Consider the following 13,488-nt stretch of genomic DNA (forward strand, 5'->3'; position numbering starts at 1 on the left):
GCCTACTCCCGCCGGTCTCCTTTATCACTGAAAGGGGAACGGCTGTTTTCACTGTTTTTAACACTTGCTTGTGAATTATCCTGCGTTTCGTCAACCGGCGGTGCGGGAATTTTTCCTTGAGAATAATCCTGCTCCTGCTCTTTTAATGCCTGTTTAAATAATTCCGTTAATGATGACTCTTCACTGCTCGTGCTGGCGGGGGCGGTATCGTGCTCATGCGCCTCAGTTCCGGGTAGGGTATCCCGCGAGGGGTCTTGCGGCACCGCGCCGTCGGGCGCCTGCTGCCAGTCGGCATCATCACTGATGATCGGCAGATCCTGCATCGGTGGAACATCAACAGGCACTGGCGCAGCTTTAGGCTGCGGATGCGGGAACGGTTTACTCACGTACACGTAGTGCATCTCCGAAAGCTGGGTTTCCGGTTTGGCAACGCTGGCGTTGACCGGTTCAGGCGCCGGGTGGCGCATGTTCCAGTAGACATGCATATACAGGCCGACAACCAGCATGGCGCAAAGGCCGACCATCCATAATGCTGTTTTGCCGAAAACGTTTTTCAGGCTGGGGAGGCGGTACGAAAACCAGACCGCTTCCCCGGTTGTATAGCTGCGCTGGGCCGCAAGGCAGATGGTCGACATTAGGCTTTCTTCTCCTGCATTTTTGCGTCCGGGGTAGTGCGGGTGGCCTGAATCAGTACGCTCGGCGTGCTGTTGGTTACGCGCATCAGCTGCATCAGCGTTTCTTCGCCGGGGATGCCATCCACGCGCAGATGCATTTTTTGCTGAAACTCACGGGTGCGTTTCATCATCTCAGCGGTCCAGATCCGGGCATGCGTTTCGGGCTGGTTCAGCGCCAGGCTTAACTGCTGATCGAGCCAGGCCATGTCTTTGCTGTCGCTGGCCGCGCCGATCGCGTCTTTTCCTTCCGGTGTCAGGCGGTGCAACTGGGTGAAGTTGCCGGTCGCATGCCGGTTAAACCAGCTGCGGCTCACCTGCCAGGTCCGGTTATTCATTAACAGGTCAATTGATGTATCTCCGACCCTGGCGACCACCGCATAGTTAAGGTGACCGCTGGTTTTCAGTTCACTGACCCACGGATACCCTTCCTGCGCCAGCGTCTCCGGCGACGCGTTCCCCTGTTTACACATCAGGTTCACTTTAGCGGCGTTCTGGCACAGCGCATCTTCGGCCGAGGCGTCATATCCCCACATCAGATAGAGCTGGTGCATCGCATCCGGCTGATTAACCATTTCATTGTCGATAACCGGCACCACGGGCGCCTCCGTTTTTCGCGTCGGCTGTTTCCAGCTGACGGGGACCGGCAGCTGGATGGGAAGATGCCCGCTGATGGATGAGGTTAAATACCAGCCGCAGGCGGCAAACAGCACCGATGCGAACAGCCCCACGGTTGCCAGACGCTTACCGTGTTTTTTCGCGGGCAGGATCTCTCCCGCCGCCAGGCGTAAATGACGCGGGCTGACCTGCGACGCGCGTTCCGTCCAGGCGGCGAGCATTGACAGGTGCGCCAGTTCGTTAAGTTTGCTGATGTTGCCTTTGGTCACCGTGTGCATTTTGCGCACGCGGGCCGGCGTTAACGGCGAATTTTCACAGCCGTGTTCTTCGCATTGCGCCTGCACATAGCCCAGGAATTCGCGGCAGGTCAGGGGGCGCAGGACATGACGAGTGTGTGTATATTCGCGCAGTTCAGGTTGCTTAAGCAGGATTTCCTGATCCGCAGTGCCCGTCAGCACCACGGAGAGCCGGAAGTTCAGCTCCTGGGCTCGCGTGAGCAGCGTACCCAGGACTTCACGGCAGCTCTCTTTCATGGCTTCGGCGTGTGAAATCACCAGCACTCTGGTTTTCGCTTTTCCCTCGTGCCACTGGCGCAGGATGGCATCCACCGCCTGCAGGCGATTCTTGCTCTCTTTCGTTACCGGATTGAGCTTGTACAGCAGGCTACTGGCACTCAGTTTGGGAAACGCATTGATAACAAGGACGTTACTGTGGCGGGTTTTTAGCGCATCGCTGAAGTGACCCAGAAGCGGGGCGTCGTCGCAAAAGAGCCCGATAATTCCCGCCTGCTGGGTTTTCTCTTTCAACAGGTTGAACACATCCTGATGATAAGGCACCAGAAAATCCCCGGATAAACGGGCGATCGATCTGAATGGCGGATTTTTAAAATTAAAGTGGCTCTGATACATAACGACTTACCGTCTCTGATTAGGAATAGCAACAGCATCAGAAAGTAAGGTAACGCCCCTGAACGGTCAATTTGCAAACAGGGTAAAAATATCCTGCTGGCAGCGTCTAACATTTGGATTTTATACGGTCAATATTTTTCTTTATGAAAGTTAGCGGCGAAGTCAGTGGTCGCATTTGCACCAGCTTATTACTATTTTCATCCATATTGGCGCAGTATGACGCTGCTTATTTTTGCTTTGCTATAGGCCGGATAAAAAATGAGGTTCTCATTTCTTTCACGGTGGATAACGCCTTGTATTATGTTTGTGCTGCTGATCTTTTGCGGCCAGCAAGGGTATCTCACCTTTAAAGATTATAAAAAAGTTATGAATAAGTTGGCTAATGCCGATCAACAGCCGCTGAAAAAAATGCGCGAAGAGAAATCCTTTACGCTTTTTACGGCAGCCGTGCGTCAGGAAATCTTACCGGGTGCGGTGAAAGCCCCGCTGGCAGCTGAAATCGAAGGTATTGTGAACAGCGATGACGCCTGGCTCTCCTTTGCTGTCATCAAAACGCCAGGCGGTCAGAGAAGCTACCGTGAGGGTGAACCTCTCTCTGGATTTAACGACGCATTTATTCAGGAAATAAACAAAGATAATGTGGTGGTTAATTATGAAGGTACTACGCAGGTTCTGGCATTAAATAAACCGGACTATTTTAAGGGTGGCGTGGATAGCGGCCCGGTAACGAAATCGACAAAAGATGTTGGCGCAGAGAGTGTGCATCTTGATGATTATCTGGTGTTAAAACCCATAATTGAAAAGGGCCGACTGGAAGGCTACAGGATAAACCCAAGGAATGCCTCCGCCTTTTACAGCCAGTCAGGTCTGGAAAAAGGCGATGTGGCGGTTCAGGTTAACTCTGTCGATATGACCGATGAAGCAAAAGCGAAAAGCATTATTGCCAACTGGTCAAAAATGAAAGAAGCGGAGGTCATCGTACGACGTCACGCTCACCTTGAAAATATTCGGATTAATGTTCTAAACAATTAAAAAGTGTGCAGACATGAAAAAAATTCCCTGGGCGTGCGTGGCGCTGACCGCATTGTCGTTATATTCCAGTTCGCTGCTTGCAGCTAACTTTAGCGCGAGTTTTAAAAATACTGATATTCGCGAGTTTATCGATACGGTAGGCCGCAATCTCAATAAAACCATTCTGGTCGATCCGTCCGTCCAGGGAACCGTCTCGGTCCGAACCTACAACGTGCTGACGGAAGATGAGTACTATCAATTCTTTCTGAGCGTGCTGGATCTCTACGGCCTGTCGGTGATCCCGATGGACAACGGCATGGTCAAAGTGGTGCGCTCAAGCGTAGCGCGTACCGCCGGTGCGCCGCTGGCAGACAGCAAAAATCCGGGCAAAGGTGATGAGATCATCACCCGCGTGGTGCGCATGGAAAACGTGCCTGTTCGTGAGCTGGCCCCTCTGCTGCGTCAGCTCAACGATGCCACCGGTATCGGGAACGTGGTCCACTTTGAGCCGTCCAACGTCCTGCTGTTAACCGGTAAAGCCTCGGTGGTGAACCGGCTGGTGGATCTGGTGCAGCGCGTCGATAAAGACGGCATCCAGCGTCGCGAAATCATCCCGCTGCGCTTTGCGTCCGCCAAAGAACTCTCGGAGATGTTGAATAACCTCAACAATGAAGAACAGAAAGGGCAGAACGCGCCGCAGCTGGCGACTAAAGTCGTCGCGGATGACGAAACCAACAGCCTGGTGATCAGCGGCGCGGAAGATGCGCGAGCGCGCACCCGTTCCCTTATTCATCAGCTGGATCGTGAGCAGAATAACGAGGGCAATACCCGCGTCTTCTACCTCAAGTATGCCAGCGCCACCAAAGTGGTGCCGGTTCTCACCGGGATTGGTGAGCAGCTGAAAGACAAGCCGGGTGCGGCCAAAGCGAAATCCGCGAGCGCCTCAACCGATCTGAATATTACCGCCGACGAGTCAACCAACTCCCTGGTGATCACCGCACAGCCTAACGTGATGAACTCCCTCGAGAAAGTGATCGACAAGCTGGATATTCGCCGTCCGCAGGTGCTGGTGGAAGCGATCATTGCCGAAGTGCAGGACGGTAACGGCCTGGATCTTGGCGTGCAGTGGACCAGCAAGCACGGCGGGGTGCAGTTTGGCTCCACCGGCCTGCCAATCAGCCAGATTAAAAATGGCACCATGAAAGGGGCAAGTTTCACTGGCCTTGCGACCGGCTTCTTTAACGGTGACTTCGGTGCGCTGGTGACCGCGCTTTCCACTGACGGCAAAAATGACATCCTCTCCACGCCAAGCGTGGTCACGCTGGATAACAAAGAAGCGTCGTTCAACGTCGGTCAGGATGTGCCGGTGCTTTCCGGTTCGCAAACCACCAGCGGCGACAACGTCTTTAACTCGGTTGAGCGTAAAACTGTAGGGACCAAGCTGAAGATTGTGCCGCAGATTAACGATGGCGACATGATCCATCTGAAGATTGAGCAGGAAGTGTCGAGTGTCGACAACAGCGCGACGGAAGACTCCAGCCTCGGCCCAACCTTCAACACGCGCACGATTAATAACGAAGTGATGGTCCACAGTGGTCAGACGGTGGTGCTCGGCGGTCTGATGGAAAATGTGACCAAACAGTCCGTGTCCAAAGTGCCCCTGCTCGGCGATATCCCGCTGGTCGGTCAGCTGTTCCGCTACACCTCGCAGGATACTTCCAAACGCAACCTGATGGTGTTTATTCATACCACCGTCCTGCGTGACGACGACAACTACAGCGCGGCCTCGAAAGAGAAATATGACCAGATCCGGGTGCGCCAGATGCAGCGAGTGGAGGAGAAAAAGCTCGGTATTGTTGAGCCGACTGACAACGCCGTCCTGCCCGCGTTTCCCTCTGCAAGCACTGGCGCCGCACCGGTGAAAACCAGCGCCACGCGCAATCCGTTTAAAGAATAGCGCGGAGGGGTAACGTGGACGAACTGAGTAAAACACTGTGTAGCAGCAACTACGCAAAAGATAACGGCGTTCTGTTTTACAACAATGATGTCTATATCCGGGACGACACTCCTGCGCATGCTCTGCTGGAGGTGCGCCGGGTGCTGGGCCGTGCTTTCATCCCCGTCACTGTGACGCCGGAAGCGTTTGACGAGATGCTGGCCAAAATCTGGCAGCAGAGCAGCGGCGTGTCGCAGCAACTGGTGGACGACATGGACGCGGATATCGATCTGATGGCCTTAACCGAGGAGATCCCGGATAACGAAGATCTGCTCGATAACGACGAAAACTCACCGGTGATCCGCCTGATCAACGCCATTCTCGGCGAGGCGGTGAAGGACGGCGCGTCGGATATTCATATCGAAACCTTCGAGCGCACGCTGAGCATCCGCTTCCGCGTTGACGGCGTGCTGCGCCCGGTGTTGCAACCGGCGCGTAAGCTCGCGCCGCTGCTGGTGTCGCGTATTAAGGTGATGTCGAAACTCGACATCGCCGAGAAACGTCTCCCCCAGGATGGACGTATCTCCCTGCGCATTGGCCGTAAGGCCATCGACGTGCGTGTGTCGACCATTCCGTCTCAGTACGGCGAGCGCGTGGTCATGCGCCTGCTCGATAAAAGCAATCTCAAGCCCGACATCAACAAGCTTGGGCTGATTGATGAAGAGCTGGAGAAGCTGAAAGGGCTGATTGACCGCCCGCACGGGATCATCCTCGTTACCGGCCCGACGGGTTCCGGTAAAAGTACCACGCTGTACGCCATTCTTTCGGCGCTGAACGGTCACGAGCGCAACATTCTGACCGTGGAAGACCCGATCGAATACGAGCTGGAAGGCGTGGGGCAGACGCAGGTTAACCCGCGCGTGGACATGACCTTTGCCCGCGGGCTGCGCGCGATTCTGCGTCAGGACCCGGACGTGGTGATGATCGGGGAAATTCGCGACGGTGAGACCGCCCAGATCGCGGTGCAGGCGTCGCTGACCGGTCATCTGGTGATGTCGACGCTGCACACCAACAGTGCCGCAGGGGCGATAACCCGTCTGCGGGATATGGGGCTGGAGTCGTTTTTAATCGGTTCATCGCTGCTCGGTGTCATTGCCCAGCGTCTGGTGCGTCGGCTGTGTACGCACTGCCGGACCACCAGTCCGCTGGATGCCAATGAAAAAGCGTTGTTCAGCTTTATGGACGCGCCACCAAAAGCGATTTATCGCGCGGTGGGGTGTGAACACTGCCGTCAGAGCGGCTATCAGGGCCGCGCCGGTATTCATGAGTTTCTGGTGGTGGACAGTACCATGCGCCGCGCCATCCATGGAGATAAGGACGAAATGTCCATCGAAACGCAGCTCTTTAAGCAGGCCTACAGCCTGCGTGAAAACGGGCTGCTGAAGGTGATCGGCGGCGTGACGTCTCTGGAAGAAGTCATGCGCGTCACCGCCGAGCGTGGGGGGGATGCGTAATGGCTTTCTACGCCTGGACGGCGACGAGTGCCGCGGGAAAAACCCAGCGCGGGACGTTACAGGCCGAGGGACAGAAGCAGGTTCGCCAGTGGCTTCGCGAGCAAAAGCTGATGCCCGTGAGCATCACCGAAACCCGCGAAACGGCGACAGGCGGGAAAGCGAAAACCGGGGCGAAGCTCTCTACCCCGGTGCTGTCGATGTTTACCCGTCAGCTTTCGACGCTGGTGAACGCCGCGCTGCCGCTGGAAAGTGCGCTGAAGGCGATCTCTAAGCAGACGGAAGATAAAAAGCTGGCGGCGATGGTGGTGGAGATCCGCGAGAAGGTGGTCGAGGGGCATACGCTGTTCGACGCCTTTAGCCAGTTTCCACGCACCTTCGACAAACTTTACTGCACGCTGGTGATGGCCGGTGAAAAGACCGGCCACCTGGGCGACGTGCTGGAGAAGCTGGCGGAGTACAACGAACAGCGCCAGAAGATGAAAAGCAAGCTGACGCAGGCGATGGTCTACCCGATTACCCTCACCGTGGTCGCTATCGCGGTGATCGGCATTCTGCTGGTGGCGGTGGTGCCGCAGGTGATTGAGCAGTTTACCCACATGAAACAGCAACTGCCGATCACCACCCGGACGCTGATTGCGGTAAGTGATTTCCTGCAAGCCTGGGGTATCTATATTGTCGGCAGCCTGGCGGGGGCGTTCGTCGGCTTCAAAACCTGGGTGCGAAACGTGAAAAACCGTTTTCGCTGGCACAGCTGGCTGGTGAACGGCTCGCCGATTAAAAAGCTGGTGTGCGCCATCAACAGCGCCCGCTATATCCGTACCCTGAGCATTTTGCAGGCCAGCAGCGTGCCGCTGCTGGAGGGGATGTATATCGCGATGGACGGTATTGAAAATCTCTATGCCCGGCAGGTGCTGGAGCAGGCCGCCGATACCGTACGTCAGGGGGCGTCGCTGTATGCGGCGCTGGAACAGGCGAAATTATTCCCGCCAACCATGCTGTATATGATTGCCTCCGGTGAAGAGAGCGGGGAATTAGGTAATTTAATGGATCGCGCTGCAGAAAATCAGGAATCGGCATTACAGCATCGAATTACATTAACGCTGTCGGTATTTGAACCGGCGCTGGTGGTATCCATGGCGACGATTGTTTTATTCATCGTTCTTTCAATATTACAACCGCTTCTGCAACTTAATAATATGGTAGGTTAAATCATGGCTCTAAAACGTAAAAACCTGGCCCGCCAGGCGGGCTTCACATTGCTCGAATTAATGGTGGTGATTGTTATTCTTGGCGTTCTGGCGAGTATGGTAGTGCCAAACTTAATGGGTAATAAAGAAAAAGCGGATACGCAAAAGGCGACCAGCGATATTGTCGCGCTCGAAGGCTCGCTGGATATGTATAAGCTGGACAACCACCGCTACCCGACCACAGAGCAGGGTTTGCAGGCGCTGGTGACGAAGCCGGAAATCGCACCAATCCCGAACGGCTATCGCGCGGATGGCTATATTCGCCGCCTGCCGCAGGATCCATGGGGCAGCGATTATATTCTGGTCAGCCCAGGTGAACACGGTGCGGTGGACATTTTCTCTGCGGGTCCGGACGGCGAAGCGAATACTGCCGATGACATTACCAACTGGTCTCTGGATAAGAACGAGAAGTAATGAAAAATCAACGCGGCTTTACGTTGCTGGAAATTATTCTGGCGCTGGTGATATTTGCCAGCTGCGCCATGATGGTGGTGTCCACCATTCCTTCGCGCAGCGGCGCGGATATATTTGGCCAGCAATTAAAAGCGCTCGTTGATTATGGTTCAGACCGTGCGGTGATGGACGGAAATATTGTCGGGCTGGTGATCGCCACCGATAAATATCAGCTGGTGACGATCGCGGATAAAAATGGCGAGCGTCACTGGGTGCCATTATCTGCCGGACGTATTACCACCAAAGGTGATTTTCCGGAAGAGATGCACGTGTCGCTCTCGCCGCAGCGCCTGGCCGCGACGGTGGCGTCCGAGCCACAGGTGATCTTTTTACCGGACGGTGAAATCAGCCGCTTTACGCTGACGCTGCAAAGTTACGACAAACAGCACCATTTCCGCGTGGTGTCGCAGGGTGCGGCGCCGGTATCGGTAGAAAACGATGGCTAACGACAATACAAAGCAAAAGGGGATGACGCTGCTGGAGGTGATGGTCGCGCTGGTGATTTTCTCCACCTCCGCGCTGGCGCTAATGAACTCGGTCTCCCTGAACGTGCGTTTTACCCATGGTCTGGCCGATACCTTGCAGGCCAGTTGGGTGGCGGAAAATCAGCTGGCGGAAGCGCAGCTCACCAAAACCGACTTCCCGGATGCTGAGCAGCAGGGGACGGAAATCATGGGCGGGCGCAGCTGGAACTGGCGTAAGCAGCGGGTGAAAACCGCCGACAACGGCTGGGCGAACTTCATTCGCGTCTATGCGGAAGGCGATGAGAGCCAGCCGGTTATTTCCCTGCACATCATTCCGCCGGGAGAGAGCAAGTGAAGAAAACGCGACGCCAGCGCGGATTTACCCTGCTGGAGATCATGATTGCGCTGACTATTTTCGCGGTAATCAGCACCCTGGCCTGGCAAATTCTGGACGGCGCGATGCGTACCAGCTCGGCCACCGATGCCAGCGCCGCTAAGCTCAACCAGCTTCAGCGCGGCTGGAGTCTGATGGAGCGCGATTTTTTCCAGCTACAGGCGCGAGCGCCGCGTAATGAGCCAGATCTGTTCCGTCAGGAGGGCGATGCCCTTGAACTGACCACCCTGAATGGCGTGAGCGGAACGGTCCAGCTGGAGCGCGTACGCTGGCGGCTGGAAGAGGGGCGTTTGTACCGCGACGTCTGGCCGGTCATTGACGGCCCGGTGGACGTTAAGCCTGACGAAGTGCCGATTGTCAGCGGCGTAAAAGCATTGCAGTGGCGGTTTTATCGTCAGGGCTGGCAGACAGCCTGGCACGACGCCGCCCATCTGCCGGACGGCGTGGAGGTCACGTTGACGATGGAAAACGGGGATACCTGGCGCTGGGTGTTCACCACGCCGGGGGATATGCCGGAGGTGGCCGCTGCCGCAGCCCCAGAGAAAGCCGCCGACGCGCCTGCGACGACTCCGGACGCAGCCCCTGCGCCTTCGCCGGAGACCAGACCATGAACCGAATCCGTCAACAAAAGGGCGTCGCCCTGCTGGTGGTGCTGATTTTGCTGGTGATGATGTCGGCGCTGGCCGCCAAAATCAGCCAGCAGTTCTGCCGTAATTTGCAGAAAACGCATTATCAGATAAGCCAGCAGCAGCTGCGCTGGGCGATGCAGGCCCAGGAAAAAGTGGTGAAGGACAGGTTACAGACCGATGCCAGCGGCGAGAGCAAGCCGCTGGCGCTGGATGGCGACTGGCATCAGCCGCTGGAGACGCAGGGAGAAGACTACACGGTCGTGAGCCAGGTGGAAGACGCTCAGGACTGCTTTAACGTCAATAACCTGTTGACCGCCGACGTCGCGCTCCAGGGGCAAAGCGCTCCCGCGGTGGCGGAAAAACCGCGTAAAGAGCGGATTGTTGAACAACTCCTGACGGAAAGCGGGCTCAGTCCGGGCACGGCGGAGGCGGTCTATTTCCAGCTGGTGGATTATCTCGATGGTGACAGCACCACGGCGAAAGAGGGTGCCGAAAGCGATGCGTGGGCTGGCGTCGTGCCCGCCCGGCAACCGGCAAACCAGATGATGCGCAGCATCGCGGAGATCAAACTGCTGCCAGCGTTCCCGGTTACGGCATATCCGAAGGTGAGCAAGCTGTTATGCGCGCTGCCGGACGCCGCCAGCAAGGTGGACGTTAACACCCTGCAACCGGAACAGGCCGCTGTGCTGGCGGCCATGTTTCCGGGAAAATTCACGCAGGATGACGCCGTTCGTCTGCTGGATACACGTCCGGAATCGGGCTGGGAAAATATGGACGCGTTCAGCAAAGCGCTGGAGCAGACCTTCCCGCAGTTAAAAGACGATCTCCCGCAGGTGGCAGATCATTTTTCTATAAACAGCCGGTACTTCCGCGTGAATTACAGCGGCAATACCGATGAATTAACGCTTCGCGTGGTCAGCCAGCTTCAGATGAATAACGAAGCCGGTGAGATCGTGACGTGGCAGCGTCGTTACCGAATGATTGAATAAGAAAAGTAGAACGTTATGAAACAGGTACTTTTTGTTCGCCCCGACAGCCGCGAGGGCGGGAAAATAATGTGCTGTGAGTCCGGCAGCGAGCGCGTCGAGGTGCTCGACAGCCTGGAGATGCTGGCCGAACACCCGCTGGCTACACGCGTTTGTCTCCTGCTGCCCGCCAGCGACATGATTTTCCGCCATTTCACGCTGCCGAAAAAGGTGGCTTCTCAGGCGATGGCCTTCTCGTGGATGGCGGAAGAGACGCTGATTGGCGACGTGGACAACCTCCACTGGACGGTGCTCTACAAAAAAGGCGCTGACGTCGACGCCGTTGCCATTGACGCCGACCGCCTGCGTGCGGCATTGACCCGCTGTCACGAGGCCGGATTAAACGTGATTCAGGCCCTGCCTGATGCCTGGCTGCTGCCCGTGGCGGCAGGGGGCAGCACGCTGGTCGCACAGGATAAAGGCTACTGGCTGCGTTTATCTCCCCACGTGGCGGGTGAAATGGAGGGAACCCTGCTGCCGCTGTTGATGCAGAAAGCCGGAGACGGGGAAGTGTGTTGCTACGGCGACGCGCCTGCGGACGTTCACGTTGACGTACAGCATGCCTGGCAGCACCCGCTGGTGCTGATCCAGCCGCAGTGGAAAACCTGTCGTGTGAATCTGCTTCACGGTGAATTCAGCCTTAAGGCCGGTCATGGCCAGGCCGCAAAAAGCATGAAAGCAGCGATGATAGCGGCGGGCCTGCTGTCCGTTGGTCTGCTGCTGGGGCCGCGCATTGCGATGGCCTGGATGCTGGTGCAGCAGGAAAATCGGGTTCAGCAGGAGATCGTTCAGGTTTATCAGCACCATTTCCCCAGCATGCGCCAGCAGACCAATATCAAATATCACTTTGGCCAAAGCCTGAAAAAACAGAGCAAGGGGTTCTTTCTTCAGCTTGAGGAGCTGGAGAAAGCCCGGCAGTCAGTCCCTGCGATGGAGATCGATCTGCTGGAATACGATGCGCAGCAAAACACCCTGACGCTGAGCGTTAGCGCACAAAGCCAGCCCGCGTTGCAGGCGTTTGTGAACCAGACCAGTGAGAATTTTGATTTTACCTTACAACCTGTTTCAACAACCGAACCGTATACCGCCATGATCGCAGGGAAACATAAATGAAAGAGCGAATCGCGCAGCTGAAATCACGCTATCAGAATTACAGCGCCCGGGAAAAAATCATTTTAAAAATATGTGCCGTTGCCATTGTGGGGGCTGCGGTGTATTACACAGGAGTAATTCCCCTGGATAATATGATCCAAAATAGTAAATCGACGCTTAAAAGACAAAAAGAGACGCTCAACTGGATGCGCAGTGAAATTGATAAAAATCATCTTCAGGTCCAGTTAGTTAAAACGAATAATCCGCGTACGGTGGTCGAGAACAGCGCTCATGAAATTAATCTTTCACTGACGGATGTGCGCCAGGAGGGGCAAACTTTATCGTTCGTGGTGAATCGGGTAAATGTATATGAATTAAAAAGCTGGCTGCGTGAAATTAATCAGACCTCCGGCGTGACATTGCAAAAAATAAACCTCACACCGGTTGACCACCTCAGCGATGTGAAAGCACAGGTGCAGCTTACCTGGTCAAAAAGCGCATGAATACCTTCACGCTGATGCGGGAGGCCTGTCCGCTCGGTTTCCCGATGATGAGTGCTATCCTGGGCGGGATTATGGGCAGTTTTCTCGGCGTTGTTGCCGAGCGCGTACCGGGAATGGTGATGGATGAGGAGGGGAGCGGCAATCTGCTCTTTCCTGCCTCGCACTGCCCGGTGTGTCAGCACACGCTTGCTGCATGGGAAAATATCCCGCTGCTCAGTTGGCTGTTATTACGGGGGCGCTGTCACCAGTGCGGCAGCGCGATCCCGCTGCGACTCTTTTTGGTGGAACTGTTCTCCGCGCTGTTTTTTGGCATCACGGCCTGGTGCATGCCGGACGTTCAGGCGCTGTTCTCTTTGTGGTTACTGGCGGCTTTTTTACTGCCGCTGGCCATGATCGACTGGCAGCATCAGTTGTTGCCGGACTGCCTGACCCAGCCGCTGCTGTGGGCGGGGTTAGTGCTCCATGCTATTGACCACACATTGCCGCTACGTGATGCGCTGTTTGGCGCGGTGGCGGGCTATCTGTCGCTCTGGCTGCTCTACTGGGCTTTTCGTCTGATCGCCGGACGAGAAGGGCTGGGTTACGGGGATTTTAAGCTACTGGCGGCGCTGGGCGCCTGGTGCGGCTGGCAGGCATTACCCTCCATTGAACTGGCGGCAGCGTTAAGCGGTATTGTAGGTTATTTCGCCGTCAATAATTTAAATAAAAATAACCTCACTATTTCTTTTGGTCCTTACCTCGCCTTTTCTGGAATCGTGGTGTTTATTAGTCAGCAGTTTGCTTTCACATTTTAAATATACTGGTCAAGGTTTTTTATAAATCTTTTTGATGCTGCGAGAGAAGGACGACTCTTTACGCTCGGTGTATCGTAGGAGATATAAGCTACACGGGATTTGGCTTGTATCTTTTTATGGAGGAATACAGCGCAGCAACAATTTTTTGTTCACGGCACTCACGTTGGTTAAATACGCATTACGCGAAACGCATCCATGATCTCACGGAAGGCATGGGTTATTACGTTAT

The 13,488-nt window shown here is 55.5% G+C and carries 14 protein-coding genes; 12 read left to right on the plus strand and 2 right to left on the minus strand.

From position 1 onward, the window contains the following. Positions 1-2 precede the first annotated feature (2 nt). Together INF86_RS08385 and INF86_RS08390 are read right to left on the minus strand one after the other, a co-directional pair. Positions 3-635 carry a hypothetical protein gene (locus tag INF86_RS08385; protein ID WP_045623349.1) on the minus strand — a complete coding sequence of 211 codons (633 nt, stop codon included), beginning with the start codon at positions 633-635 and terminating at the stop codon, positions 3-5. Further along, on the minus strand, positions 635-2,197 hold the full coding sequence (locus INF86_RS08390) for an ExeA family protein (RefSeq protein WP_193543418.1): 1,563 nt from the start codon (positions 2,195-2,197) through the stop codon (positions 635-637). Before INF86_RS08390 ends, INF86_RS08385 begins: the two co-directional genes overlap by 1 nt. A 300-nt stretch (positions 2,198-2,497) precedes the next feature. Between INF86_RS08390 and gspC the strand changes: the two genes are divergently transcribed. Genes gspC through INF86_RS08450 form a run of 12 tightly spaced genes read left to right on the plus strand, consistent with a single transcriptional unit; the run spans position 2,498 to position 13,259 of the window. Continuing rightward, positions 2,498-3,229, plus strand: coding sequence for a type II secretion system protein GspC (gspC, locus tag INF86_RS08395; protein WP_193543419.1), 732 nt, complete (start codon positions 2,498-2,500; stop codon positions 3,227-3,229). A gap of 13 nt (positions 3,230-3,242) precedes the next feature. Next, positions 3,243-5,165: a type II secretion system secretin GspD gene (gene gspD / locus INF86_RS08400; protein ID WP_023299693.1), complete on the plus strand. Its 1,923-nt coding sequence runs from the start codon at positions 3,243-3,245 to the stop codon at positions 5,163-5,165. 14 nt (positions 5,166-5,179) lie between these two features. Beyond that, positions 5,180-6,658, plus strand: coding sequence for a type II secretion system ATPase GspE (gene gspE / locus INF86_RS08405; protein WP_193543420.1), 1,479 nt, complete (start codon positions 5,180-5,182; stop codon positions 6,656-6,658). Beyond that, positions 6,658-7,866 (plus strand): type II secretion system inner membrane protein GspF, encoded by a 1,209-nt coding sequence (gspF, locus tag INF86_RS08410; RefSeq protein ID WP_023305783.1) that lies wholly within the window; start codon positions 6,658-6,660, stop codon positions 7,864-7,866. The genes gspE and gspF overlap by 1 nt, the downstream gene beginning before the upstream one ends. Before the next feature lie 3 nt (positions 7,867-7,869). Next, complete coding sequence (gene gspG, locus INF86_RS08415; protein WP_023299696.1) at positions 7,870-8,319, plus strand: type II secretion system major pseudopilin GspG; 450 nt, start codon at positions 7,870-7,872, stop codon at positions 8,317-8,319. Further along, positions 8,319-8,804 (plus strand): type II secretion system minor pseudopilin GspH, encoded by a 486-nt coding sequence (gene gspH / locus INF86_RS08420; RefSeq protein ID WP_023299697.1) that lies wholly within the window; start codon positions 8,319-8,321, stop codon positions 8,802-8,804. The genes gspG and gspH overlap by 1 nt, the downstream gene beginning before the upstream one ends. Beyond that, positions 8,797-9,177 (plus strand): type II secretion system minor pseudopilin GspI, encoded by a 381-nt coding sequence (gene gspI / locus INF86_RS08425; RefSeq protein WP_161177792.1) that lies wholly within the window; start codon positions 8,797-8,799, stop codon positions 9,175-9,177. The genes gspH and gspI overlap by 8 nt, the downstream gene beginning before the upstream one ends. Further along, the gene (gene gspJ, locus INF86_RS08430) at positions 9,174-9,827 is read left to right on the plus strand and encodes a type II secretion system minor pseudopilin GspJ (RefSeq protein ID WP_058646189.1); all 654 of its coding nucleotides are present in this window, start codon (positions 9,174-9,176) and stop codon (positions 9,825-9,827) included. The genes gspI and gspJ overlap by 4 nt, the downstream gene beginning before the upstream one ends. Beyond that, positions 9,824-10,834, plus strand: a complete 1,011-nt coding sequence (gene gspK / locus INF86_RS08435) for a type II secretion system minor pseudopilin GspK (protein ID WP_193543421.1) — start codon at positions 9,824-9,826, stop codon at positions 10,832-10,834. Before gspJ ends, gspK begins: the two co-directional genes overlap by 4 nt. 15 nt (positions 10,835-10,849) lie before the next feature. Continuing rightward, entirely contained in the window at positions 10,850-11,983 is a 1,134-nt protein-coding gene (gene gspL, locus INF86_RS08440) for a type II secretion system protein GspL (RefSeq protein WP_023299701.1), read from the plus strand. After that, the gene (gene gspM / locus INF86_RS08445; protein WP_022647595.1) at positions 11,980-12,465 is read left to right on the plus strand and encodes a type II secretion system protein GspM; all 486 of its coding nucleotides are present in this window, start codon (positions 11,980-11,982) and stop codon (positions 12,463-12,465) included. The genes gspL and gspM overlap by 4 nt, the downstream gene beginning before the upstream one ends. Continuing rightward, entirely contained in the window at positions 12,462-13,259 is a 798-nt protein-coding gene (locus INF86_RS08450; protein ID WP_023299702.1) for an A24 family peptidase, read from the plus strand. The genes gspM and INF86_RS08450 overlap by 4 nt, the downstream gene beginning before the upstream one ends. Positions 13,260-13,488: the final 229 nt, after the last annotated feature.

Source organism: Enterobacter cloacae complex sp. I1M (genome assembly GCF_014982425.1).
GTDB lineage: Bacteria > Pseudomonadota > Gammaproteobacteria > Enterobacterales > Enterobacteriaceae > Enterobacter > Enterobacter intestinihominis.

Coding starts and splice junctions, on each gene's coding strand:
- INF86_RS08385 (WP_045623349.1), bottom strand. CDS start 635: ATGTCGACCATCTGCCTTGCGGCCCAGCGCAGCTATACAACCGGGGAA.
- INF86_RS08390 (WP_193543418.1), bottom strand. CDS start 2,197: ATGTATCAGAGCCACTTTAATTTTAAAAATCCGCCATTCAGATCGATC.
- gspC (WP_193543419.1), top strand. CDS start 2,498: ATGTTTGTGCTGCTGATCTTTTGCGGCCAGCAAGGGTATCTCACCTTT.
- gspD (WP_023299693.1), top strand. CDS start 3,243: ATGAAAAAAATTCCCTGGGCGTGCGTGGCGCTGACCGCATTGTCGTTA.
- gspF (WP_023305783.1), top strand. CDS start 6,658: ATGGCTTTCTACGCCTGGACGGCGACGAGTGCCGCGGGAAAAACCCAG.
- gspG (WP_023299696.1), top strand. CDS start 7,870: ATGGCTCTAAAACGTAAAAACCTGGCCCGCCAGGCGGGCTTCACATTG.
- gspH (WP_023299697.1), top strand. CDS start 8,319: ATGAAAAATCAACGCGGCTTTACGTTGCTGGAAATTATTCTGGCGCTG.
- gspI (WP_161177792.1), top strand. CDS start 8,797: ATGGCTAACGACAATACAAAGCAAAAGGGGATGACGCTGCTGGAGGTG.
- gspK (WP_193543421.1), top strand. CDS start 9,824: ATGAACCGAATCCGTCAACAAAAGGGCGTCGCCCTGCTGGTGGTGCTG.
- gspL (WP_023299701.1), top strand. CDS start 10,850: ATGAAACAGGTACTTTTTGTTCGCCCCGACAGCCGCGAGGGCGGGAAA.
- gspM (WP_022647595.1), top strand. CDS start 11,980: ATGAAAGAGCGAATCGCGCAGCTGAAATCACGCTATCAGAATTACAGC.
- INF86_RS08450 (WP_023299702.1), top strand. CDS start 12,462: ATGAATACCTTCACGCTGATGCGGGAGGCCTGTCCGCTCGGTTTCCCG.